At 73.0% G+C, this 22,465-nt stretch carries 22 protein-coding genes and 2 pseudogenes; 16 read left to right on the top strand and 8 right to left on the bottom strand.

Going from position 1 to position 22,465, the window contains the following annotated elements; all coding sequences use genetic code 11:
* Positions 1 to 748: pseudogene (locus BMG523DRAFT_RS12580) on the top strand (hypothetical protein); the annotation flags it as partial.
* Between the two features lie 62 nt (positions 749 to 810).
* Here the strand turns inward: BMG523DRAFT_RS12580 and BMG523DRAFT_RS12575 are convergent.
* Positions 811 to 1,485: a formylglycine-generating enzyme family protein gene (locus BMG523DRAFT_RS12575; RefSeq protein ID WP_043591228.1), complete on the bottom strand. Its 675-nt coding sequence runs from the start codon at positions 1,483 to 1,485 to the stop codon at positions 811 to 813.
* 109 nt (positions 1,486 to 1,594) lie between these two features.
* On the opposite strand from BMG523DRAFT_RS12575, the gene BMG523DRAFT_RS12570 reads away from it, so the two are divergent.
* Both BMG523DRAFT_RS12570 and BMG523DRAFT_RS12565 read left to right on the top strand, forming a co-directional pair.
* Positions 1,595 to 2,191 carry a TetR/AcrR family transcriptional regulator gene (locus BMG523DRAFT_RS12570; protein ID WP_011436724.1) on the top strand — a complete coding sequence of 199 codons (597 nt, stop codon included), beginning with the start codon at positions 1,595 to 1,597 and terminating at the stop codon, positions 2,189 to 2,191.
* 6 nt (positions 2,192 to 2,197) lie between these two features.
* Positions 2,198 to 2,779 (top strand): TIGR03086 family metal-binding protein, encoded by a 582-nt coding sequence (locus BMG523DRAFT_RS12565; protein ID WP_011436723.1) that lies wholly within the window; start codon positions 2,198 to 2,200, stop codon positions 2,777 to 2,779.
* Between the two features lie 77 nt (positions 2,780 to 2,856).
* Here the strand turns inward: BMG523DRAFT_RS12565 and BMG523DRAFT_RS12560 are convergent, their stop codons facing one another.
* Together BMG523DRAFT_RS12560 and BMG523DRAFT_RS12555 are read right to left on the bottom strand one after the other, a co-directional pair.
* Complete coding sequence (locus BMG523DRAFT_RS12560; RefSeq protein WP_011436722.1) at positions 2,857 to 3,540, bottom strand: DUF2599 domain-containing protein; 684 nt, start codon at positions 3,538 to 3,540, stop codon at positions 2,857 to 2,859.
* Between the two features lie 97 nt (positions 3,541 to 3,637).
* Positions 3,638 to 3,916 carry a GlsB/YeaQ/YmgE family stress response membrane protein gene (locus tag BMG523DRAFT_RS12555; RefSeq protein ID WP_011436721.1) on the bottom strand — a complete coding sequence of 93 codons (279 nt, stop codon included), beginning with the start codon at positions 3,914 to 3,916 and terminating at the stop codon, positions 3,638 to 3,640.
* Between the two features lie 333 nt (positions 3,917 to 4,249).
* On the opposite strand from BMG523DRAFT_RS12555, the gene tatA reads away from it, so the two are divergent.
* Both tatA and BMG523DRAFT_RS12545 read left to right on the top strand, forming a co-directional pair.
* Positions 4,250 to 4,534, top strand: coding sequence for a Sec-independent protein translocase subunit TatA (gene tatA, locus BMG523DRAFT_RS12550; protein WP_011436719.1), 285 nt, complete (start codon positions 4,250 to 4,252; stop codon positions 4,532 to 4,534).
* A gap of 169 nt (positions 4,535 to 4,703) precedes the next feature.
* On the top strand, positions 4,704 to 5,675 hold the full coding sequence (locus BMG523DRAFT_RS12545) for a site-specific integrase (RefSeq protein ID WP_232235131.1): 972 nt from the start codon (positions 4,704 to 4,706) through the stop codon (positions 5,673 to 5,675).
* A gap of 141 nt (positions 5,676 to 5,816) precedes the next feature.
* Here BMG523DRAFT_RS12545 and BMG523DRAFT_RS12540 read toward each other — a convergent pair whose 3' ends face one another.
* Entirely contained in the window at positions 5,817 to 6,044 is a 228-nt protein-coding gene (locus BMG523DRAFT_RS12540; protein WP_011436717.1) for a hypothetical protein, read from the bottom strand.
* Positions 6,045 to 6,186: 142 nt separating this feature from the next.
* Here BMG523DRAFT_RS12540 and BMG523DRAFT_RS25305 point away from each other — a divergent pair, with 142 nt between their 5' ends.
* The gene (locus BMG523DRAFT_RS25305) at positions 6,187 to 6,363 is read left to right on the top strand and encodes a hypothetical protein (protein ID WP_023841343.1); all 177 of its coding nucleotides are present in this window, start codon (positions 6,187 to 6,189) and stop codon (positions 6,361 to 6,363) included.
* Between the two features lie 72 nt (positions 6,364 to 6,435).
* Here the strand turns inward: BMG523DRAFT_RS25305 and BMG523DRAFT_RS12535 are convergent, their stop codons facing one another.
* Positions 6,436 to 7,035 (bottom strand): adenylate/guanylate cyclase domain-containing protein, encoded by a 600-nt coding sequence (locus tag BMG523DRAFT_RS12535; RefSeq protein ID WP_011436715.1) that lies wholly within the window; start codon positions 7,033 to 7,035, stop codon positions 6,436 to 6,438.
* Between the two features lie 101 nt (positions 7,036 to 7,136).
* Positions 7,137 to 8,174, bottom strand: coding sequence for a pentapeptide repeat-containing protein (locus BMG523DRAFT_RS12530; protein WP_011436714.1), 1,038 nt, complete (start codon positions 8,172 to 8,174; stop codon positions 7,137 to 7,139).
* A 754-nt stretch (positions 8,175 to 8,928) separates the two neighbouring features.
* Here BMG523DRAFT_RS12530 and BMG523DRAFT_RS12525 point away from each other — a divergent pair.
* From BMG523DRAFT_RS12525 to BMG523DRAFT_RS12495, 7 genes are all read left to right on the top strand, one after another.
* Positions 8,929 to 11,163, top strand: coding sequence for a VWA domain-containing protein (locus BMG523DRAFT_RS12525; RefSeq protein ID WP_368671104.1), 2,235 nt, complete (start codon positions 8,929 to 8,931; stop codon positions 11,161 to 11,163).
* Positions 11,160 to 11,768, top strand: coding sequence for a cob(I)yrinic acid a,c-diamide adenosyltransferase (gene cobO, locus BMG523DRAFT_RS26490; RefSeq protein ID WP_011436712.1), 609 nt, complete (start codon positions 11,160 to 11,162; stop codon positions 11,766 to 11,768). Before BMG523DRAFT_RS12525 ends, cobO begins: the two co-directional genes overlap by 4 nt.
* A complete protein-coding gene (locus BMG523DRAFT_RS12515) occupies positions 11,762 to 13,435 on the top strand; it encodes a cobyrinate a,c-diamide synthase (RefSeq protein ID WP_011436711.1) in 1,674 nt (557 codons plus the stop codon). Before cobO ends, BMG523DRAFT_RS12515 begins: the two co-directional genes overlap by 7 nt.
* Positions 13,432 to 13,908, top strand: a complete 477-nt coding sequence (locus tag BMG523DRAFT_RS12510; protein ID WP_011436710.1) for a cobalamin biosynthesis protein — start codon at positions 13,432 to 13,434, stop codon at positions 13,906 to 13,908. Before BMG523DRAFT_RS12515 ends, BMG523DRAFT_RS12510 begins: the two co-directional genes overlap by 4 nt.
* Positions 13,909 to 14,239: 331 nt before the next feature.
* Positions 14,240 to 15,937: a carotenoid oxygenase family protein gene (locus BMG523DRAFT_RS12505; protein ID WP_011436709.1), complete on the top strand. Its 1,698-nt coding sequence runs from the start codon at positions 14,240 to 14,242 to the stop codon at positions 15,935 to 15,937.
* Between the two features lie 58 nt (positions 15,938 to 15,995).
* On the top strand, positions 15,996 to 17,219 hold the full coding sequence (locus tag BMG523DRAFT_RS12500) for an NAD(P)/FAD-dependent oxidoreductase (RefSeq protein ID WP_023841339.1): 1,224 nt from the start codon (positions 15,996 to 15,998) through the stop codon (positions 17,217 to 17,219).
* 41 nt (positions 17,220 to 17,260) lie between these two features.
* Positions 17,261 to 17,812, top strand: coding sequence for a hypothetical protein (locus tag BMG523DRAFT_RS12495; protein WP_011436707.1), 552 nt, complete (start codon positions 17,261 to 17,263; stop codon positions 17,810 to 17,812).
* 157 nt (positions 17,813 to 17,969) lie between these two features.
* Here the strand turns inward: BMG523DRAFT_RS12495 and BMG523DRAFT_RS12490 are convergent, their stop codons facing one another.
* A complete protein-coding gene (locus BMG523DRAFT_RS12490; RefSeq protein ID WP_035941703.1) occupies positions 17,970 to 18,242 on the bottom strand; it encodes a helix-turn-helix domain-containing protein in 273 nt (90 codons plus the stop codon).
* 208 nt (positions 18,243 to 18,450) lie between these two features.
* Here BMG523DRAFT_RS12490 and BMG523DRAFT_RS12485 point away from each other — a divergent pair, with 208 nt between their 5' ends.
* The 3 genes and pseudogenes from BMG523DRAFT_RS12485 to BMG523DRAFT_RS12475 all read left to right on the top strand — a co-directional run bounded on the left by BMG523DRAFT_RS12485 (position 18,451) and on the right by BMG523DRAFT_RS12475 (position 20,776).
* On the top strand, positions 18,451 to 18,945 hold the full coding sequence (locus BMG523DRAFT_RS12485; protein ID WP_023841338.1) for a MarR family winged helix-turn-helix transcriptional regulator: 495 nt from the start codon (positions 18,451 to 18,453) through the stop codon (positions 18,943 to 18,945).
* A 30-nt stretch (positions 18,946 to 18,975) separates the two neighbouring features.
* Positions 18,976 to 19,169 (top strand): annotated as a pseudogene (locus tag BMG523DRAFT_RS26485) (prolipoprotein diacylglyceryl transferase); the annotation flags it as partial.
* 149 nt (positions 19,170 to 19,318) lie between these two features.
* Complete coding sequence (locus BMG523DRAFT_RS12475; protein WP_152987851.1) at positions 19,319 to 20,776, top strand: MFS transporter; 1,458 nt, start codon at positions 19,319 to 19,321, stop codon at positions 20,774 to 20,776.
* Between the two features lie 82 nt (positions 20,777 to 20,858).
* Here BMG523DRAFT_RS12475 and BMG523DRAFT_RS12470 read toward each other — a convergent pair whose 3' ends face one another.
* Complete coding sequence (locus BMG523DRAFT_RS12470; RefSeq protein ID WP_235463114.1) at positions 20,859 to 22,376, bottom strand: helix-turn-helix domain-containing protein; 1,518 nt, start codon at positions 22,374 to 22,376, stop codon at positions 20,859 to 20,861.
* Positions 22,377 to 22,465: the final 89 nt, after the last annotated feature.

The raw sequence follows: 22,465 nt of genomic DNA, 5'->3' as shown, positions 1-22,465 counted from the left end.
GGCCCGCGCCGAGGCCGAGGCCGTCGCCGGCGAGGCGGTGAGCGCGCTGGAGGACGCCGAGACCCGCCTGGCCGCCGCCGAGGCGGCCAAGCGGCAGGTGGTCGAGCACTCCGCCGAGACGGTCCGCGCGGCCAACGACGCCGCCGAGGCGGCCCGCGTCGAGGCCGACGCGCAGGTCCAGGCCGCCGCCGCCCGCGCCGCCACCGAGATCGAGGCGGCCCGCGTCGAGGCCGACGCGCAGGTCCAGGCCGCCGCCGCCCGCGCCGCCACCGAGATCGAGGCGGCCCGCGTCGAGGCCGCACGGCGCATCGACGAGGCCGTCGCCGCCCGGGAGCGGGCCTCGACGCGGCTGGAGGAGGCCCGGCGCGCCGCCGAACGCGACGCGCACACCCTCACCGAGCTACGCGCCGAACGCGACGCCCTGCGCGAGGACATCCGCCGCGAACGCGCCGAGGCCGAGCGGGTGCGTGCCGAGGCGGCGGCGCAGCTCGACCAGGGCCGAGCCGCCGCGGCAGCCGAGGCCGAGCGGGTGCGTGCCGAGGCGGCGGCCGAACTCGACCGCGTCCGCTTCGAGGGCGAGGCACGCCTGGCCGGCGAACGTCAGGCCGCCGCCGAACGTCTCACTGTGATCGGCGAGGCCCGCGCCGAGGCCCGGGCCCGCGCCGAACGCGCCGAACGCCAGGTCGACGAACTGACCGCGGAGCTTCGCGCCGTGCGCGCCAGCCCCACCCGCCCCGACCCCACCTGATCAGGATCGCTCTCGTCCGGCGGGCAACACGGACCGGTGCGTGAGCACGGATGCGACGTGGGTCAGGGCACGGCGCAACGCGCGACGCGGAACCCCACGTCGTCGAGGTGGAAGGCCGGGTGGCCGCGGCGGCGTACGGAGGCCCGGCAGCTCCAGTGCTCGTCGAACCACCCGCCGCCCCGCAGCACCCGATAGGTGCCGTAGACCTCGGTGTCGTACAGGTCCCAGCACCAGTCCCACACGTTGCCCAGCATGTCGTACAGGCCCCAGGAGTTGGGCTGTTTGCCGCCCACGTCATGGATTCGCCCGTGGGAGTTGCCGCGGTACCAGGCAATGTCGTCGAGCGGCCCGTACCGCGGGCCGCTCGTGCCGGCTCGGGCGGCGTACTCCCACTCAGCCTCGGTCGGCAGCCGGTACCCCTCGGCGCGGGTGTCCCACTCGACACCCTCGCCGTCGGCCTGGACACGGTACGCGGGCGCCATCCCGTCGCGGTGGGACAGGGCGTTGCAGAACCGGACCGCGTCCCACCAGGAAACCCCCTCGACAGGCAACCGGTCCCCGCGGGCCGAACTCGGCCGCTGGCCGCCGACCGCCGCGTACTGCTCCTGGGTGACCGGAAACGCCGCGAGACAGTACGGCGCGAGCTCGACCGACCAGCTGCGCTGCGTTCGCCGGTCGGACAGCGTCACCCGCCCCGGCGGGATGGAGATCAACGTGTTTCCCACGCCCGCGTCCATGGCCGGCGATCCTACCGAGGCTCGTCCGTACGGAGAGTCCCGGTAGGATCGCGGGACGTCCGTATAGAGTGTTACTCTAGAGTGGTGCTCTATGGGAGGTGTCGGGGTTATGAGAGGTGTCGGGGTAGCGCCCAGTCGGGCCCGGCTGGTGGACGCGGCCGTGGCCTGCGTGCTGGAGCAGGGCTGGGAGGCCACGTCCATGCAGGCGGTTCGGCGTCGGGCCGGTGTCAGTAACGGCAGCCTGTTTCACTACTTCCCCACCCGGGGGGACCTGGCCGCGGCCGTGGTGGGTGCGGGTCTTGCCGATCATCAGGGCGCGCTGTGGGGTGAGCTGCACACCTCGACCGGGCCCCGTGATGGCGTGACCCGCCTGGTCACCCGCCATCTGCGGTGGGTGGAAGAGCATCCGCGGCTGGCCCGACTGCTGCTGACCGCGCCGGTCGATGTCCTGCGCGGCTCGATCGATGAGCGCACCGCCGCGGACAACCGCGGCTTCTTCGCCGCGGTGGCCGACTGGCTGCGTGGCCACGGCTGGTCCGACCGGCCCGACCTGGCGGTCGTCGTCGCGCTGTGGATCGGCCCCGCCCAGGAATACAGCCGCCACTGGCTCGCCCGCCCCGCGGGCTCCCCGACGCTCGTCGCCGACGACCTGGCCGACGCCGCCTGGCGGACGCTCGGTCCCCTGCTCACCCCGCGGAAGGAGTAAGGAGTCATGACCCGTTCCTTGCAGTGCTACCGCCGTGCGCTCGACACGTTCACCACCATCGTCACTCGCGTGCCCGCCGACCGGTGGGACGCCCCGTCCCTCTGCCCGGTGTGGACCGGGCGGCAGTTGACCGGCCACGTCATCGACGGCCAGCAGCAGATCGTCAGCCTGCTCACCGGGCACGGCCCCCGCCCGCCCGTCACCGATCCCGCCCTCCTCACCGCCCTCGCCGGCCCCGATCCGGGCGCATCCTGGCAGCGCACCCACCAGAACACCGAACGCACCCTCGCGGCCCTGGACCCGGCCACCGTCGTGGACACCCCCCTGGGCGCCCGGAGCGTGGACGAGGTCCTCACCGTCGCCGTCATCGAGCCCCTCGTCCACGCCTGGGATCTGGCCACCACCATCGGGCAGACCGTCCAGCTCGATCCCGACACGGTGACCGCGACGCTCCCCGCCGTCGAAGCACTCGGTGGCCAGCTCGCCGCGACCGGCATGTATGCCGCCGCCCAGCCCGCGCCCGCCGACAGCCCACCCCAAGACAGGCTCCTGGCCGCACTCGGACGCCGCTGGACCCCGAGGAACTGACATCAGCAGTATCACGTGGGGGCTGATCACACGGGCTCGTGCGCCAAGTCGTCAACCGCCAAGTCGTCAACCCGCCGTCAGGCCTGCTCGCCGGAGACCGTCCGCTGGGGGCGTACGCCGTCCGGCCGGTAGATCCTGGCCGGTGGCCCGGGGGGATCGGTGCCGAGGGTGTTCCCGCAGCGGGTGGAGATCCATGTCCGGATGCCGCCGGGACGCGGCGCCGGCCGCCAGCTTTCCAGGTCGTAGGTCTCGCCGGTGGCGAAGCCCTTCCCGCCGTTCAGCGCCGGTAGCTGCGCGAAGTTCTGATGGCACGCCAGCTGGTCACGCAGACTGTCGGCAACCTCGCCGCGCAGGCCCGTCACACACCCCTGCACGGCCTGCCAGATCTCGGCGGCAACCTGGCCGGGGTCCCCGGCGCGCCGCCCCTCGGGGGTGGGGCGCACCTGGATGCGAAACCGGCCGTCCGCCCACTGCTGCACGACGATCTCCTCGACGTAGCGGCTCGGGCCGCAGTAGGGCGTGCTGGCACCGGCGGCCCGCGGGCTGTGTGTCGCCTCGGGGCTGGGGCTCGGGCTGTGCGCGGGAGTCGGGCCGCCCGGGGGATGCACCCCCGCGATGGCGTGCGGACCGGCCGGGGTGTCCGGGCCGCAGGCGACGGCGAGCAGCCCCACCGCCGGCACGCCCAGCAGAACCCGCACGAGGAGCGCGCACAGGCGCGCCCCCACGATCCCGGACGCGGTGCTCCCTGCGGTCCCCGCCATGTGCGTTCCCCCGGATCCGGTGCGGGTGGGTTCCGCCGGTTATCGCCGCGTCAACCCACCGCACCGGGCTGCCGTGAGGCGGCCTCGGGGACGAGCGTCAGCGGTGCAACGTACGGCGGCGGCCCACCGCCCGCCACACCAGCAGCACGACGATACCCCCGATGATCGAGCCGACGATGCCGGACGGTTGCAGCGCGCCCTCGCTGAGATCACGGTTGAACAGGACGTAGCCGAGGAAACCGCCGACGAACGAGCCGACGATGCCGAGCAGGATCGTCGCAGGGATACTCATCGGATCAGGTCCGGGCACGAGCAGGCGCGCGACCGCGCCGGCAACGAGACCAAGCAGCATCCAACTGACGAGGGTCCAGACCATGGAAGACCTCCGACCAATAATGATCATCGATGGCCGACCTATGATCATGGTCGACCGATGATCGAGGAGTAGGACGTCCGCCGTATACCCGACCGACCCGGTTCGTCAAACAACATCCAACAACATCCGAAACGTCGTCCTGCGGACAGCCTGCCCGTCGAGATGACTGTCGAGATGCCCGTCGAGCGCCCTCCCGGACCGGGCCGGGCGCCACCGCATCATCGGCCCGGCCGTGGCCCGATCACCGGACGGGGCTGCGAACGGGGCGGCGGCCGGTCGTAACATGTGGACCAGGCCGACCGTGCGTCGGATCCCGTCCGAAGGATGGTTCCCGTGGGTGACATCGGCGCTCCCGAACTGATCATCATCATCCTGGTCGTCGTCGTGCTGTTCGGCTCGAAGCGGCTGCCCGACGCCGCCCGTTCCCTAGGCCGCTCCCTGCGGATCTTCAAGTCCGAGATCAAGGGCCTGCACGACGACGAGGCGCCGGCCCCTACCGCGGCCGTTGCCGCGGCGCCCACCCAGGTCACCGGCCCCGCGCCCGCCGCACCCCACACTCCGCCGTCGGCCGAGCCGGCCACGCCGGCCACGGGTGGATCCGGGAACCGGTCCGCCTGAGGCCCGCTGAGCGTTTCCCGCGGCGAGGCCGGGCGAGTCGCGGCGGACTAGGGTGGATCTCGATGCCCCAGGATGCCCGGACGCCCCGGCGGTGAACGACGAGACCACCAGGCCGATCGCCGGCCCCCGTGCGTTACCGGCCGGCTCCGCCGGCGCGGCACAGCCGCCGGTGCCGGTCCTGGCGCCGGGCACCGATGGACAGCTCACCGCCGATCTGCTCGCTCGGGTAGGGGACTACGCCCGCGCCGCGCGTTCCACGGCGACCTGGCGGGCCTACGACAGTGACCTGCGTCAGTTCCGGGCCTGGTGTGAACGTCAGACGGTGCCGCTGTGCCCGCTGCCGGCGACCCCGGCGACGGTCGCGGGTTACCTCGCCACGCTCGCCGACGCCGGGTACAAGCCCTCGACGATCCGCCGCCGGCTCGCCGCGATCTCCGTCTCCCACCAGCTCGGTCGCCATCCCAACCCGGCGAGCGCACCGGAGGTCTGCGCCGTCTGGGACGGTATCCGCCGCACCCGCGGGGTCCGCCCGAACCGCAAGGCCGCGCTGGACACCTCCCTGCTGGCCCGGGTCGTCGCCGGGCTGCGCGACGACGACCTCGCCGACGTCCGCGACCGGGCCCTGCTGCTGATCGGATTCGCCGGCTGCCTGCGCCGCTCCGAACTCGTCGGCCTCGACGTCGCCGACCTGCTGGAGACCCCCGACGGAGTCGTCCTGACGATCCGGGCGTCGAAGACCGACCAGGAGGCCGCCGGTGCCCTGGTCGGCGTCGCCTACGGCTCCTACCGGCCGACCTGCCCGGTGCGGGCCTGGCGGGCCTGGGTGGACGCCGCCGCGCTGACCGACGGGCCGGCGTTCCGCGCGGTCAACCGGCACGGGCAGGTCGCGCCGGGGCGGCTCTACCCGGGCTCGGTGGCCCGAATCGTGCAGCGCCGGGTGGCCGCCGCCGGACTCGACCCGGCCGACTTCGCCGGGCATTCGCTGCGCTCCGGGTTCGCCACCGCCGCCGCCCGCGCCGGTGTCGCCGACCGGTCGATCATGCGCCAGGGCCGGTGGCGCTCCTCAGCGTCGCTCGACGGCTACGTCCGCGCCGGACGGCTGTTCGACCGCGACAACCCCTCCGGCCGCGTCGGGCTGTGAACCCGACCGGCCTGGGATCCGGCGTGGACGGAACCGCGCACGCGGCGTCCCCGGCATGCAGGTGCGGGTCGGGCCGGTGCGCGAGGTGGCCTTCGCCCCGGACAGCCGACTGCTGGCCACCGCCGGCGAAGCGGTGCGCGTTCAGGCGTCGCCGAGATCCTGTCCAAGGGGGAGATGGCGGTAGACGGTGGTCCGTCCGCGTCGGGTGAGCGCGGCCACCAGGTCGATCGGCACCCCGCCGGCGCGGGCGGCGCGGGCGGCCTCCCACATTCTTTCCTCCGCCTCGCAGGCAGCGTCGACCGAGGCGGACAGGGCGGCCATGAGCTCATGGTGAGCCTGCGTCCTCGGCGTCCACGGCGGGCGGGGCATCCACCCACCTTATGGGCGTACCAGATTGACATGCAAACACGTGGAAGATTAGCGTCTCAGATAGGTATGCGAACTGGGAATGTGATGCGTCTGTCGCGGCATTGCCGCATTCTGGCCCTACCCGAGCATCCGAAGGGACCTCATGATGGCCAGATACACCTGCACGTACTGCGGTATCACCTCGGACCGGGTCGCCACCAAGGCCGAGGCGTCCCATCTGCTCGCCACCCACATGCAGGTCCGCCACGGCGGGCTGGGCCGCGGCCCCCAACCGGCCGCCATCCCGCGGACCGGTTCACGTCGCGTCCGGCGCCGCTGACAGTCCCGCACCGCCCTTCGTCCCGCTCGCCCACGGATCCGGGGCCGGAGCACCGGCGGCGGCCGGTAGTGCTCAGGCGGCCGGCGACGGAGCGGCCAGTCCGATCAGCCGGTGCACACGCAACGGGACGGGCCTGCCCTGCACGACGAGGGGATCCGCCTCGCTCGCGGTGACGCTGTCCCGGACGAGATGATAAGTGGTGCCGCCGATGAAGATCTCGCCGGCGGGCGCGGCGTGTTCCAACCGGGAGGCGACGTTCACCGGGTCGCCACTGGCGCCACCGGCGACGGTGACCTCGCCGGTGTTGATCCCGATCCGCACGCGCAGCCTCAGGTCCCGGTTGTGGTGCCGTTCGGTGTTGAGCGCCTCCGTCGCGGCCCGAATCTCAAGGGCGGCGTGGACGGCGCGCAGCGCGTCGTCCACATGCGGCTCGGGAACGCCGAACACCGCGAACGCGGCGTCCCCGATGAATCTCTCGACCGAGCCGCCATGCGTGGAGACGATGGTGCGCACGAGGGTGAACGCCCGCCGCAGGACCTCCTGCAGCGATTCCGGGTCGATTCCTCTGCCGATGTCGGTGGTCCCGGTGATGCCCACGAACATGCTCGTGGCGGTGATGCAGGCGTCCCGTTCCGGGTCCTGCCGGATGTCGCCGGTATCCTCGCGTGCCATGGTCCCATCCTGACGCGCCATCCCGCCGGTGAAGACGTGATTTCCGCGCCGTGACCCGACCGGGGGATCGGACCCGGCGCCGGCGACGACTGGTCTGCCGGTCAGCGGCGGCGTGGGGAACGAGGCGACCGAGGAGAACGAGGCGACCGAGGAGAACTCGCCGACCGCCGCGGCCGGGCCGCGCTGGGCGACGACGAGGGGATCGGCACCGTCCCGGGCCCGGGGCCCGAGCCCGCCACGGGGTGCGTTCTGGGGTCCGGCCGCGTCGGGTCCGCCGTGCGCGTCCAGTGCACGGGGCGGGTCAGAGCCGGGGGCAGCGCCGTGGTGGCGTCCCCGCGGGCGGCGTCGAGCTGGGCCTGAACGACGAACAGGGCGCCGTGCAGGTTGGCGCCGTGCAGGTCGGTGTCGCGCAGGTCAGCGCCGAGCAGGTCGGCGCCGCGCAGATCCGCCCCCCGCAGATCCGCGCCGATCAGGAGGGTTCCCTGCAGCGCCGCGCCGCGCAGATCCGCCCCGGCGAGGTTCGCGCCGAGCAGGTCGGCGCCGCGGGGGCGCCGCCGGGGACGCCTGTTCCCGGCACCGCCCGGCAGCTCGGCGCGGACCAGGTCGCTGGCCTGCAGCAACAGCAGATGGACCGCCTGACGCAGCGCGGGGACGTCCACGGCGAGCAGCGTGTCGGCGTCGGCGCAGGTCAGCAGCATGGTGCGAGCGCGGGCGTCATGCAGCTCGGCGTGCAGCGGGGCGGCGGCGGGCCGGCTCAGCGCCTCGCTCAGATACCACAGCAGCTCGTGCAGCGTCCGCATGACCGCGAAGACATCGAACATCTGCCGGGCACTGTCCGGGGCCGCTCGCCAGTCCCGCCCGCCGTAGGTGACCTGGCAGACCTGCTGCCCGGCGCCGAAGCAGTCATACACGGCGCAGCCGCGGAACCCCCGCGGCCGCAGCTGCTCGTGGACGGCACAGCGGAAGCCCGCGTTCAGGTTGGGGCAGGCCGTGCCGGCGGGTTTGTCAATCGCGAAGTCCACCGAGGCGGAGAACGCCGGTGCCACGCAGCACAGCGCGAAACAGCGCCCGCAGTCGGCACGCAGCCGGCCGCGGGCGTCCCCGGTGATTCCCGCGGCGGGATCGAGATCGTCGGGCAAGGTGTGTGCCCTTCTGAACGTCGACGGGAGACATCATTCTGACAGACGCGACCGCGGAGGATGACGTCGCCACCCCCGTGTCCACCGGCCTCGGGCTGGCCGGGATACCAGTTCGCCCGCGATCCTCGCCCACGACCAGCGCCGGTTCAACGAGCACAGGGCGTCTGGTCAGCGGTCAGCGGTCAGCGGTCAGCACCCAATGGTCATCTGGGTGGGAGGGAGGGTCGTCTCGACGTCCTGGTCGTCGAGACGACGTACTGGTCGCCGACGGATATGTCATGCTGACAGACGCGACAGCAGGGGGAGGAAGCCGGTGCGAGTCCGGCGCGGTCCCGCCACTGTCACCGGGAAGCGAACCCTTCCTGGGCAGGCTCGCCGACGAGGAGGCGGGCGTGCCCGGCGATCGCCCGACCAGGGGTCCGGAGAGGAACCCCGAGCCGCCCCGGCGGGGCGACGGGCCACGGCCGCAGCGGCGGCTGGAAGGCCGAAGGTGCGCGTCGATCCGGGAGCCAGGATACTCCGGCCGTCGCCGTGATGACCATGGGCGAGGACCCTGGGAGGACCCCGGCATGCCCGTACCACTGCCACATCGGCCATCCCGGCCGCACGCGCCGCATCGGCATCCGTGGTATCCGTCGTGTCGATCCTGTCGATCCTGTCAGCCGCAGCCGGTGCACACGACGCACCGGCGACACCCGCTTGCCTCGACGGCGTCGACACCGTGGTGAGCTTCCCGCTGTCGGCGGTGGTCGGCATGGACGACCTGCGCCTGGCCCTGCTGCTCAACGCGGTCTCCCCCACGCTGGGCGGAATCCTCGTGCGTGGGGAGAAGGGCACCGCCAAGTCCACCGCCGTGCGCGGCTTGGCCGCCCTGCTGCCCCCGGTGACGGTCACGGAGGGCTGCCGGTTCTCCTGCGCGCCCGACGCGCCGTTACCGGACTGCCCCGACGGCCCGCATCCCGCGCCGTCGCCGTCACTGACCCGTCCGGCCCGGCTGGTGGAACTACCCGTGGGCGCCTCCGAAGACCGGCTAACCGGTTCCCTCGACCTGGACCGGGCGTTGGCCGACGGGGTCAGCGTTCTGCGCCCGGGTCTGCTCGCCGCCGCCCACCGCGGGCTGCTCTACGTCGACGAGGTCAACCTGCTGGGGGACCATCTCGTTGACCTGCTTCTCGACGCCGCCGCCTTCGGGGTCGCCCACGTCGAACGCGACGGGGTGTCGGTGCGCCATCCGGCGGTGTTCCTGCTGGTCGGGACGATGAACCCGGAGGAGGGCGAGCTGCGTCCGCAGCTGCTCGACCGGTTCGGGCTGACCGTGCACGTCGCGGCCAGCCGTGACCCGGCGGTGCGCGCGGAGGTCGTCCGCCGACGGCTGGCGTTCGAAGCCGACCCGGCCGGGTTCGCCGCGACCTGGGCGGACGCGGAGGCGGAACTCGCGGCCCGGGTCGTCGCCGCCCGCGGCCGGCTCGGCACGGTCCGGCTCACCGACGCGGCGCTGCGGGCCGTCACCGCCATCTGCGCCGGCTGCGACGTCGACGGCATGCGCGCCGACGTGGTGCTGGCCAAGACCGCGATGGCACTCGCCGCGTGGGCGGGGCGCGCCACGGTGCTCGCCGCCGACATCCGTACCGGTGCCCGTCTCGCGCTACCGCATCGCCGCCGCCGCGGCCCGTTCGACGCCCCCGGAATGGACGACGAGACCCTCGACGCCGTCCTCGACGAGGCCCTGGCCGCTCTCGACGAGCGCGTCGGGGCCGAACGCGAGGCCGGCGAATGTGAAGCCGGCGAAGAAGCCGGCGAAGAAGCCGGCGGATCCGGTGCCGGGGAATCCGGTGCCGGGGAATCCGGGGTACCGGTGAACGATGCGCGCCCCGATGACGACCCGCCCGACGGCGGCGGTTCGGGGGGCGCGCCCCGTGGTGACGGCGGTTCCCACGGCTGCGACGGTGCGGGGGATGGGAACCGCGGCGCGGGGAACGGCGGGGATGACGGGAAGGGCGGGGACAGCGGGGACGGCGGGGACGGCGGGGACCGGTGGTCGGCACGACCGTCCCCGTCGGCGTCTTCGACCGCGTCGGCGTCTTCGACCCGGCTCGCCGGCGCATCGGCGGCGGCGAGCCGGCCGCGGCTGCTCACCGTCGCCGGCCTCGGAACCTCCTCGGGAGCCACCGGACGTCGATCCCCGGCCCGCGGCAGCCGCGGCGCGCTCGTCACCACCGCCGCGGACGCACCCGGCCTGCATCTGCCGGCGACCCTGCTCGCCGCCGCCCCGTTCCAGGCCGCCCGCGGCCGGTGCGGACCCGGCCTCGTGCTGGTCCCGGCGGACCGCCGTGGCGCCGTGCGCGTCGGCCGGGAGGGCAACCTGGTGCTGTTCGTCGTCGATGCCAGCGGGTCGATGGCCGCCCGCGCGCGGATGACCCTGGTCACCACGGCCGTGCTGGCCCTGCTCGTCGACGCCTACCAGCGCCGCGACCGGATCGGGATGATCACTTTCCGGGGGTCGGGAGCGGAGGTGGTGCTCGCGCCGACCTCGAGCGTGGAGGTGGGCGCGGCCCGGCTGCGCGCGCTGCCCACCGGCGGGCGGACCCCGCTGGCCGCCGGGCTGGGCCTCGCCGGTGAGGTCCTGCGCGCCGAACGGCGCCGTGATCCGACGCGGCGGGCCCTGCTCGTGGTCGTCACCGACGGCCGGGCGACCGCCGGGGACGACCCGCTGCCGGTGGCCCGCGCGCTGGTGCGCGCCGCCGGTGGCGCGGCCGGACCGGCGACGGGCGGACGGGCCGGTACCGGGGGGCGTGGCGGTGGGGGGCGTGGCGGCGGCCGGGGTGAGTTGAGCAGCGTCGTCGTCGACTGCGAGAACGGTTTCCTGCGCCTGGGCCTGGCCCAGCGGCTCGCGGGCGCCCTCGGCGGCGTCACGATCCCGCTGGACTCCCTGCACCATCTCACTCCCCGCGCGACGCCCCGCGCGACGTCCGGAAAGGTGGCCTGTTGACGCCGCAGGGACAGCCCGAGACCGTCCCCGACGACGGGCTGACCACCCGCCAGCGCCGCGACCGGCCGCTGCTGATGGTTCACACCGGCGACGGCAAGGGGAAGTCGACGGCCGCGTTCGGTCTGGCGTTGCGCGCCTGGTCACAGGGCTGGCCGGTCGGAGTGTTCCAGTTCGTCAAGTCCGCGAAGTGGCGTATCGGCGAGGAACGCGCGCTGCACGTCCTCGCCGACTCCGGCCAGGGCGGCCCGGTCACCTGGCACAAGATGGGCGCGGGCTGGAGCTGGGTACGCGAACGGGTCGACCCGGACGGCGACCCGGGTGCCGCCGCCCGGGAGGGCTGGGCGCAGATCACCCGGGACCTCACCGCCCAGACCTACCGGCTGTACGTGCTCGACGAACTGACCTACCCGTTGCGCTGGGGATGGCTCGACGTCAACGAGGTCGTCGAGGTCCTGCGTTCCCGCCCCGGCCGCCAGCATGTCGTCGTCACCGGGCGGCGCGCCCCCCGGGAGCTGCTCGACGCCGCCGACCTCGTCACCGAGATGACCAAGGTCCGCCACCCCATGGACACCGGGCAAAAGGGGCAGCGGGGCATCGAGTGGTGAGCGAGCCCCGGGCGGAGATCGACATTCCCCGGCTGGTTCTCGCCGCCCCGGCCAGCGGCGCCGGCAAGACGACGGTGACCACCGGGCTGATGGCCGCGTTCACCGCCCGCGGCCTGCACGTCTCCCCGCACAAGGTCGGCCCGGACTACATCGATCCCAGCTACCACGCGCTGGCCTGCGGCCGGCCGGGCCGCAACCTCGACGCGGTGCTCTGCGGCGCGGCGCGCATCGCCGCGCTGTTCGCCCACGGGGCCCGCGGCGCGGACCTCGCCGTCGTCGAAGGGGTGATGGGCCTGTTCGACGGGGTGGCCCGTCCCGGTCCCGGTGAGCAGGCCGACCATGCCTCCACCGCGCACGTCGCCCGGCTGCTCGACGCCCCCGTCGTGCTCGTCGTCGACGTCTCCGGCGCCGCCCGCTCGATCGCCGCGCTCGTCGCCGGGTTCCGCGGATTCGACCGGCGGATCCGCCTGGCCGGGGTGATCCTCAACCGGGTCGGTTCCCCCCATCACCGCGACCTGCTCACCGAGGCACTCGACGACATCGCCGTGCCCGTGCTCGGCGCGCTGCCGCGGGAACAGGCCGTCCACACCCCCTCGCGGCATCTCGGTCTGGTGCCGGCGGCGGAACGCAGACCCGCCGCCGTCGCCGCCGTCGACCGGCTCGGCGCGCTGGTCGGATCCGCCTGCGACCTCGACGCCCTGCTGCGGGTGGCACGCACCGCGCCGCCGTTGCGCGTCGCACGTTGGGAGCCGGCCACCGTGCTCGCCGCGGCCGGACCGGCAGCGGTCACCACAGCGGACCCGGCGATGCCCGCGATGCCCGACCGGCCCCCGCGGGTCGCGGTCGCCGGGGGAGCCGCGTTCACCTTCGGCTACCCCGAACACATCGAGCTGCTCACCGCCGCGGGCGCCGACGTCGTCCCCGTCGACCCGCTGCGCGACGAGACGCTGCCACCGGGAACCGACGCCCTGATCATCGGCGGTGGTTTCCCCGAGGAGCACGTCGCCGCGCTCGCCGACAACGCCCGGTTACGCGCCGAGGTCGCCGCGTTCGCCGCCCGCGGCGGGCCGGTCGCCGCCGAGTGCGCCGGACTGCTCTACCTGGCCCGCACCCTGGACGGCGCGCCGATGTGCGGGGTTCTCGACGTGGAGGCGGTGATGGGCCCGCGGCTCACCCTCGGCTACCGCAGCGCGATCGCCGCCGCGGACAGCCCCCTGGCGGCGGCCGGGACCACCGTGCACGCCCACGAGTTCCACCGTACGGTCCTACGGCCCCCACCCGGCCGGGCGCCGTGCGACCCACGGTCGCCGTCCCCCGCCCACGGCGCCGCAGGCCCGCCCCCCGGGTCGTCGTGGGTGGCGGCGTGGTGGCTGCCGGTACCCGAAACCGCGCCCCGACCCGCACCGGGACGCGTGGCGGGTGGTGGCCGGCGCGGCGGGCAGCAGGCGGCGTCGCCGTGGATGTCCGAGGGGTTCGTGTACCGCCGGGTGCACGCCTCCTACCTGCATCTGCACTGGGCTGGACGGCCCGGCGCCGCCACCCGCCTGCTCGCCGCCGCCCGCGCGGCCCGCCGGGAGGACGGCCGGGACACCGCCGGCGCCGCACCCCGCGTCCGCGCCCCGAAGCCCGCCGGCCCACCCGGCCGGATCCAGCCCGGCGCGGCGTGACCGGAGCGGAACCGGGGGACGGGAGGCTGGTCGTCGGTGTCGGCGCACGGCCCGGGGTGACGGCGGCGGAGATCCTGGAGCTGGTCGAGGCGGCGCTGCACGACCTCGCGGCGCCGGCGAGCGCGGTGCGCCGGATGGCGACGGTCGAGGCCCGCCGGGACGAACCGGGCGTCGTCGCCGCCGCCCGCCACCACGGCTGGCCGCTGGTGGGCCATCCCGCCGCCCTGCTCGCCACCGTCGACGTGCCCCATCCCGGTGCCGCCGCCCACGCCGCGCTCGGCACCCCGAGCGTCGCCGAGGCCGCCTGTCTGATTCCCTTCGCTGTCCCCCCGTCCCCGGAAACGGCCACCCTGCCCCCGGCAACGGCCATGCCACAGCCGGTCCTGCTCGTACCCAAACGCGCCGGCCGGCGGGCGACGGTCGCGATCGCCCGGCATGGCACGCCGGATCGGGATGGCGGCGCTTCCGCGTGACCGCGGACCAGGTCGGCTGGGTGGCCGAGCGGACCACCTTTGATCAGCATCGGCTCGCGCCGCTGGTGTTGTTGACGTACTACGCGGTCACCCCACTGCCCCTTTTTGCCGCATCTCAGCGTGACCCCTATAGATCTATACACGCGGACAATGGTACGGACGGCCGGTGTTTTTCGGCGTGGTGAGCTGTTGTAATCTGGCTGTGGCCGGTGAACGGGCCGTGTCAGGACAACCGTTCAGAGCAGCTGTTCAGAGCAGCTGTTCAGAACGACATAGCGTTGAACCCAAAACATGGTGGGTCATCGTCGCGGGGGCACCGACAAGGAGTCGCATGGATCACGCGCTCTACCATGTCCTCGAACCAAGTCGCGAGTATGACGTCGAGCTGACCACAACTGCCGGGCAGTGGCCGGCCGGCCTGCGCGGACACGCCTTCGTCGTCGGTCCGTCCCAGCCGACCGCGCTCGATTTCTTCCTGACCGGGCCGGGCATGCTCACCCGGGTCGACCTGGCCACCCAGCGCTGGCAGACGCGCCGGGTCGTCACTCCGGACCTGGCCATTCTCGGCGCGCTGCGCTCGGTGCTGCCGCCGGCGGAGCTGGCCGGGTTGCTGGTGGGCGCGCGACCGGCGGTGAGCCACACCGCGCCGCATTTCTTCGGCGACCGGCTGCTGTTGACCTCCGATCGGCAGCGGCCGGTGGAGTTCGATCCGGTCACCTTTGATTTCAAGAGTTTTCTCGGTGGCGTGGACGAATACCCGCAGGTCGGCGCGCACCCGCTGTTCCCGGGTGTGCAGACGACGTCCCATCCGGTCGTCGACCTGGACGACGGTTGCCTGTGGTGGTGCAACATCCACCTACGCCCCCGGGGAAATTCGACGGCCGATGTCGAGGGGCCGCTGTGGGTGGTGCGCTGGGACGGCAGCGGCGCGTTGGAAAGCTGGCATGTACCGGGCGCCCGCATCGTGCAGGGCACCCACGAGGTGACGGTGACCAGGGACTACGTCATCTTCACCGAAATCGGTTTCCGGCCCGAGCCGGGCAGCGTCGCCGGCCGGAACCGGACCAGGCCGCACCAGCCGTTCACCGATATCTATCTGGTGGCGAAGAGGGATCTGACCACCAGGCGGGTGGGGGGCGCTGTCCCCGTGGCGCACGCCCGGGTGCCCTACGAGTCGTTCCACGAGTTCGCCGACTACGCCCAGGACGGCGACGACATCACCCTGTACGTCGCCCACTCGAACGGCTGGGACATCAACTACGCGATCACCGACACCGACACCGTCTGGGGGTCCGGGAAGCACTTCCCGGCCAGCCTGCGCGGATTTCTCCCGACGCCGGTCGACGCCTCACCGGTGGGTCGGTACGTCATCGCCGGACGCACCGGCGAGGTACGCGCCACCCGGTACTTCCTCGAGCCCCGGCGGCACTGGGGCACCCTGCTCTACGCCAGGGACCTGCGACGCCCGGCCCTGGAACGCGGCCGGTACCTGTGGCAGGCGTATTGGGGAGCACCGCCGGACAGCCTGGTCAGCCGGGTCGTCGAGATGTACCGCGACCACCCGCACCGGGTCGTGCCGGTGGATCAGCTGCCGGCCGGCGGGACTGCCTCGTCGGTGGTGTGCATCGACCTCGAGACGATGACGGAGAAGTGCTCGTGGTCGTTTCCGACCGGCACCATCGGCGAGTCGCCGGTGTACGTGCCGGTCACCGGCGACGGCGACGTCGCGCCCGGCGGAGAGAACGGCGATGGTAGCGGGGACGGATGGCTGCTGGTCTTCCTCAAGCACGCCGACCGCACCGAGATCCAGGTCTTCGACGCGCTCGCGCTCGATGCCGGCCCCGTCGCCGTCGCCACCGCGCCCGGGCTGAAGATTCCGGTTCTGTTCCATTCCGGGTATGCGGCGAGCATCCGGTCCGTCGACACCGGATATCGCCGGTTCTTCGCGGACGACCTCGGTACCGCCTGGAGAAGTCTCGGGCCGACCGTGCGCAGGGTCGTCGCCGACGTCCTGGACCGGCTCGGCTGACCGGTGGACGGGGCTGACCGGCACGGGTGTGCGACGCTCGTTCAGAAGGGTTGACTGGATGTACGACGCAATTGTGGTGGGTGCCCGGTGCGCCGGTTCCCCGCTGGCCATGCTGCTGGCCCGGCGCGGCCACCGGGTGCTGCTGGTCGACCGCGCGACCTTTCCGGCGGACACGCTGTCCACCCACTATCTGCCCCAGGCCGGGGCACACCAGCTGGCCGGTTGGGGGCTGCTTGACCGACTTGTCCGAACCGGGTGTCCGCCGATCACCGAGATGACGCTGTCCTGGGAGGACAGCGTCATCACCGGCGGCGTCGATCCGGTGGACGGCATCAGCGCGGCCTACGCACCCCGGCGCACCGTGCTGGACGCGATGCTGCTGGACGCCGCGCTCGACGCCGGCGTCGAGGTCCGCCTGGGCTACCCGGTGACCGACGTACTGGTAGCCGACGGCCGCGCGGTGGGTATCCGCGGTGGCACCCGGCGCTCCGGCGGCGCCGCGGCCGAGGATCGGGCCGCCATTGTCATCGGCGCGGACGGCCCCCGCTCCACGATCGCGGCGACGATGAACGCCGCCTTCTACAACGTCGTACCGGCCGCCAGCTTCATCTACTACTCGTACTGGAGCGGCCTCGACCGGCAGCACAGCGCCCGCTTCCGCAACGGGGCCCAGATCGGCTGCTGGCCGACTAACGACGGCCTGACCGTGGTTGCGGTTATGCGGCGGCGGGAGCGCCTGGCCGAGTTCCGGGCCGACGTGCCGGGAAACTTCCTCGGTGTCGTGCGTGCCGTCTTCCCCGAGTTGGCCGACGAGCTGGCCACCCGCGGCCGGCGCGAGGAACGCTTCCACGGCTCCCTCTACCCCGACAACTACTACCGCGCAGGCCACGGGCCGGGCTGGGCGCTGGTCGGCGACGCCGGTTACCACCGCGATCCCGTGACCGCCCAGGGCATGCTCGACGCCTTCACCCAGGCGGACCTGCTGGCGGCCGCGGTGGACCGCGGCCTGTCCGGGCAGCAGCCGATGAACGCCGCCCTGGCGGATTTCCAGCGGCATCGCGACGAGGCGACCGCCGCGTCCTACCGGCTTGCCTGCACGGTAGGCGAACTGGCGTTCCCCCCCGAACTGGCCGCGCTGCTGGTGGCCGCGGCGAACAGTCCAGAAACCCGGAAAAAGTTTCTCGGTATGGTTGCCGGCTTCGTTCCGCTGGCGGAGTTCTTCGCCCCGGCGCACCTGACCGAACCGAAATGCTCTCCAACGAATCCTGACCCTGAACCCTGAACCAACCCCCGCCCCCAGCCGGCAGGAATCGAGATCATCCAGTGCTCGACACCACGCTCGAAGTCAGCCTGCACATTCCACTGTCCGCAGCGGAGATTTACGCCTTCATGGCAACTCCCGACAACTGGGTCGGCACCTTCGCTGCGACGAAGGCGGTCCGCGGGGAGAACACCGACCGCCCGGTGCCGGTGGGGGCACGATTCGTCGACGTCATCGAGGTCGCCCCGGACACAACCGTCGAGGTCGAGTGGACGGTCACCCGCGACGAGCCCGGAGCCATCTGGCAGATGACCACCGACCCCGCCATAAGCGCCGACCCGGCCGACGGCACTGTCCACATCGTCATCACCTACACCTTCGCCGGCGGCACAGAAACGGAGCTCGCCGCCGACACCGTAGCCGCCGCGGCCGGCTCTGCCGGTGCCGGTGCCGGGACGCTGGTCACCCGTGCCCTACGCGCCACCTACCTCGGCAACTCGCCCATTCCCCTGGCCTACCGCGACAGCTGGACAGACCAGGCCGGCCCAGCCCACTTCCTGCAGACAGTCCGGGAAACTCTGCTCAATACCAGGTCCACCGGCCGGCGGCCTTGACGTCTCATCAGCTTTGACCTACCAGCGCCGGGGATCGCGTGTTCTCCGGGTGATACGCCCCGCGCCCACGGTCGTGCCGTGCGGCTCCCCGCCACCGGTAATCTTCAGCGACTCAGCCGAACGGAGGACAAACACGAATCTTTCTTCCCGAGGTTTCTCAGCCCCATGCGACGCCAGACGGGATCGCCGCATCGGCGCAGGCGTCGGCGATCAGGTCCAGGGACAGGCCGAGGACCCGCGCCAGCGCGGCGACGGTGAAGAACGCCGGGGTCGCGATCCGGCCCGTCTCGATCTTGCGCAGCGTCTCCGCCGACAGCCCGGCCGCCGCGGCGACCTCGACCATGCTGCGGTCCCCCCGGGCGGTGCGCAGCAGGGCGCCCAACCGCTCCCCGCGTTCGCGTTCCAGCCGGGTCAACGGCGTCCGCACCATGGCCATGATGGTAGTACCGGCATGCCCCTACCCGACTCCGCACCACAACCGTGATACTAATAACGGTATAAGAATTGGTCACGGGTGCGGGTCCGAGCCCGCCGGCCGAGCAGGGGCGGGTGAGGCCTGCGGTGGGGTCTGGGCCTCGTCGTGGAGAACCTGCTGATCCGACCGGTGAAACCGGCCCTTTTCCAGCTATCCTGTCGGGGTGGTGGTGCAGCTACGGCTGGAGCGGGACGCGCGGGCGTTGACCGAGGTCGTCACTCGACTTCGGCGGGTGCTGCGGACGAGTATCCGCAGCGACTACCCGTGGGAGGCCCTGCCGATGGCCCAGGTGGAGTTGTTGCAATGCCTGCAGGAACGCGATGGCGCGCGGGTGGGCGAGCTCGCCGGCCTGCTCCACCTGGCCCCGAATACGGTGAGCACCCTGGTGCAACAGATGTCGGACGCGGATCTTCTGCGGCGGGTCACCGACCCGGCCGACCGGCGCGCGGCCCGGGTGTCGTTGACCGAGACCGGTACCCGCCATCTGCAGGGGTGGCGCGAGGCCCACGAACGCAGGCTCGGCGACGCACTGGGCCGGCTCGCCGCCGCCGACCAGGCCGTTATTGTCGAAGCCTTGCCGGCCCTGTCACGCCTGGTCGAACAGCTCGATGACCGCCGCCCGGCCGACCCGTCCTCCGTCGCCACCGGCGGACCCTGACCGCAGGTTCCTCGGGAGGCGTGCCGAACCGGTTGCCGCCGCTGCGGGATCACGCCCGCCGGCTTCGCGGACGCCGCCGCGCCCGGGCTGGTGCTGGCGCAGGCGATCGGACGGTGGGTAACTACTTTCAGGACCTCGGCGTGCTGCTGCTCGCCGCCGACCGGCGCTGGGCCTTTCGCCGGGGAAGGCTGTTCGCCCTGTACGTCGCGGCCTACACCGCCGGCTGCCAACGCCGCGTGCCCACCTCCAGCGGCCGGCCTGGCATCCGCCCCCGCACCGGCCTACTCTGTCTGAAACAGAGTTTATCTGTCACAGACAGAGCTGGGGAGCCGCGCCCTGCCGTGAGCGGCTTCCGCTGGAGGAGCAGGTAGCCATGGACCCGGGCGTGCGTACCTCCGCATCCCGCAACACCCTGATGTCGCTGCTGGCCCACGAGCGGGCCCGCCCTCGCGCGGTCCGCGACCTGCCGGGCGGCTGGTGGCTGGCGGTCGCCACCGTGTGCTTCGGCGCGTTCATGGGCCAACTCGACGCCAGCATCGTCACCCTGGCCTACGGGCCGCTGTGCGCACAGTTCCACGCCCCGCTCGCCGCAGTCACCTGGGTCTCCCTGGCCTACCTGCTCACCCTGGTCGCCCTGCTGGTGCCCGTCGGCCGGCTCGCCGACGCCCACGGCCGCAAACAGTTCTACCTCTACGGACTCCTCGTCTTCACCGCCACCTCGGCCGCCTGTGGCCTGGCTCCCAGCCTCGCCGCTTTGATCGGTTCCCGCGTCGCGCAGGCCGTCGGCGCCGCGATGCTGCAGGCCAACAGCGTCGCCCTTGTCGCCACCAGCGCACCCCGCCCGAGGATGCGCGCCGCCCTGGGCGTCCAGGCCGCCGCCCAGGCCCTCGGCCTCGCTCTCGGCCCCACCCTCGGCGGAGCCCTGGTCACCACCCTCGGCTGGCGCTGGGTGTTCGCCATCAACGTCCCCGTCGGGACAATCGCCCTCATCGCCGGCTACTACCTGCTACCCCGCACCCGCCAGCGCACCGACCCTGCCCCCTTCGACTGGCCGGGCCTGGCCCTCCTCGCCACCGCCACCACCACCCTGCTGCTGGCCATCTCGGCCGTCTCCGGCCTGAACCTGCCCTCCGCGGCCACCGCCATCCTCGCCATCCTCGCCCCGCTCGCCGGCTACGGCCTCGTCCAACGGGAACGCCGCGCGCCGGCACCCCTGATCGACCTGCGCCTCCTTCGCATCCCTGCCCTCGCGGGGGGACTCGTCGGCGCGCTGTGCGGCTACCTCGTCCTGTTCGGCCCGCTCGTCCTGGTCCCCGTCGTCCTCACCGACCGCGGCACCTCCCCCCTGCACGCCGGGCTGGTCCTCACCGCCCTGCCCGGAGGCTTCGCGCTCGCCGCCAGCGGCGCCGGGGCGGTCCTACCCGACCGGTGGAGCGACCGCCGCCGCTACGCGCTCGGCGCCGTCACCTGCACGATGGCACTCGCCGCCGCACTCGCCGTGCCACTGTCCGCACCCTGGCTGATCCCCCCGATGGCCATGCTCGGCCTCGGCCTCGGCGTCTACACCCCCACCAACAACACCACGATCATGAGTGCGATCCCGGCCCACGCGTCGGGTACCGGCGGCGGACTGGTCAACATGACCCGCGGCCTGGGCACCGCCCTCGGCGTGGCCATGGTCACCCTCGCCGTCCACCTCGCCGCCGGCGCCACCGGACCCCGCCTGGCAATCGTCGGCCTCACCGCGGCATCCCTCCTCCTGTTCACCCCCCTCCTCACCCCTGGCCGGGGCATGAGGAACATCGGAACGGAAAACAGCGCCAGGTGCTGATCTAGTACTCCCGTGACAGTTCTAGTACTCCCGTGACAGTGATCCTTACGTGGTCGCGGCCCGGTGAGTCCGGGCTGAGCGGCTACCTGACCCGGATGCCGTACTGGGCGATCCGCCGGTAGAGCGTGGACCGGCTCAGGCCGACCCGCTCGGCTGCCTCGGCCATGGTGAGGGACGGGTCGTTCAGAGCCCGCACGATCTCGTCCCGCTCGAACGTCTCCAGTCGCGTCAGCCGGTGGCGGCCGTGCGAGAGCACCTCGGCCGGGAGGTGTCCGACGTCGATCGGGTCGTGGCGGCGAGCCAGTTTCTTGACGACCTGCATCAGCTGCTCGACGTTGCCCGGCCAACGATGGTCGGACAGGGCGCGTTCGGCCGCCGGGGTCAGATCCACCTCGCGGCCCCGTGCCCGCAGGGCCGCCACCCGCGCCAACGGCCCGATGTCCTCGGGCCGTTGGCGCAGCGGTGCGACCGGGACGATCCCGTCAACGATCGCGCGCAGTGCGGCCGGGATATCCTCGAACCGCTCCACCGTGATCACGAAGGGCAGGCAGCCCGCCGGGTCGGCTGCGCCCGATCGCGCCTCGACCCGGGCCCTGAGCACCCGGTCCCGCACCTGTTCGGCCACCCACAGGGGGAGCAGGTCGACGTCGCGCACGATGACCGCCGTGCTCGCCTTCGTCAGCTCCGGGGTCCACAGGGACAGCCACGGCTCGACGTCCGCCGCTGCCGGGTTGCTCGCGGCCAGGATGCGGTAGCGCGGAAAGGCCCGGCGCAGGGCCTGCGCGAGCGCCGTCGTACGGCCACTGCCCGGCTCGCCGACACAGGCCACGACCCGCCCGTCGCGCAGGCCCGCCTCTGCCAGTGACACCGCACGGCGCCAGGAGCCGGAGAGGTCGTGCAGACTGCCGGCCCCGGGCTCCGCGCGCGGGCTTTCCACCCGGAACACCTCGCCGCGTGGGCGCGGGCGGCCACCCGTGACGCCCCCGGACCGCAACCGCATCAGGTCCGTCGTGTGCTGCGCGGCGGACTCAGCCAGCGCGAGCAGCAGGTTGCTCGACGACTCCGACCAGGTCGTCAGGTTGACCGAGCCCTCGAGGCGTCCGGTCCCTGGGTGGAGCACCGGCGCCGCGGCGCAGGTGTAGCAGCACAGCCCGACGGCGTAGTGCTCCTCGGCCCGCACCAGGGACGGGGCGCGGTCCGCCAGCGCGAGCCCGAGTCCCGTCGTACCCACCACCCGCTCGGCGTAGGAGAAGCCCGGCGCGAGGTGGACCCGGTCCAGCGCGCGCAGGAGGCTGGTGTCCCCGCTGAGACGGTTGAGCACCAAGCCGTCCGCGTCGGTCAACATCAGGCTGACGGGCTCCGCGGCCAGCGTCCGGTGGAGGCTGGCCAGCACCTCGCGGCCGCTGTCGTAGAACAGCGAGCTCTGGTCGATCGTGCCGGAGAAGACCGGGTCGACGTCGTCGAGGGAGACGCCGTACTCCTCGCTGCGCTGCCAGGAGGCCATCAGCCGGCAGGAGACGTCCGACCGGGTGTGGTCGCGCCCCGCGCGCGCCTTGGCCGCGAACCCGCGGGCACGTGCCGGGATGACGTCGTCGGGCATGACACTCCCTGAAAGCCCCGCTGTGATCCAGGTCATAAGCGTAGGCGCCAGCCTCGTCCCTGGCACGGCCGCGCGTGTCTCAGTTTGGG

This window comes from Frankia sp. BMG5.23 (genome assembly GCF_000685765.2).
Classification (GTDB): Bacteria; Actinomycetota; Actinomycetes; order Frankiales; family Frankiaceae; genus Frankia; species Frankia casuarinae.
Note: the sequence above shows the minus strand (reverse complement) of the source record. Positions and strands in the feature narration are given on the sequence as shown.